The sequence below is a fragment of the Streptomyces sp. UF-297 genome (assembly GCF_058245575.1).
Window position 1 is genome coordinate 1 of record NZ_JBSIBZ010000239.1, and the last position, 704, is coordinate 704.

At 72.7% G+C, this 704-nt stretch carries 1 protein-coding gene; it reads left to right on the forward strand.

Annotated features, from left to right (window positions below; genetic code table 11):
- Window positions 1-704, forward strand: a 704-nt coding sequence (locus tag AC4IJH_RS43625) for a beta-ketoacyl reductase (protein ID WP_490857583.1), incomplete at both ends; no start/stop codon positions are given.

The window sequence follows — 704 nt, forward strand, 5'->3', positions numbered from 1 at the left end:
CTGGGCCGTACGGTGGCCCGGCACCTGGTGACCGAGCACGGGGTGCGGAGCCTGCTGCTGGTCAGCCGCCGTGGCCCGGCCGCCGAGGGCGCCGAGGAGTTGTTGGCCGAACTCCGCGACAGCGGTGCCGAAGCGGTCATCGAGGCGTGCGATGTGACCGATGCGGCGGCCGTGGCCGCCCTCGTCGCCCGTCATGCCCCCACAGCCGTGGTGCACACGGCAGGCATTCTCGACGACGGCGTAGTGGAGTCGCTGACCCCCGAGCGTCTGTCGGCGGTCCTGCGTCCGAAGGTGGATGCGGCCTGGCACCTGCACGAGGCGACCAAGGATCTGGATCTGGACGCGTTCGTGGTCTTCTCGTCCGTGGCGGGCACGATCGGCAGCGCGGGTCAGGCGAATTACGCGGCGGGCAACGCCTTCCTGGACGCCCTGGCGCATCACCGTCGGGCGGCGGGTCTTCCGGCAGCGTCGCTGGCGTGGGGCCCCTGGTCCCAGGACAGCGGCATGACCGGCACCCTCACCGACGCCGATCTCCAGCGCATGACGCGCTCGGGTATTCCGCCGCTGAGTGCGCAGGAGGGCCTGGCCCTCTTCGACGCCGCGCTCGCGACCACCGAGCCCTTGGCGCTGCCGGTCCGCCTGGACCTGGCGACGCTGCGGGCCCAGGGCGAGCCGCAGCCGCTGCTGCGCGGCCTGATCCGTAC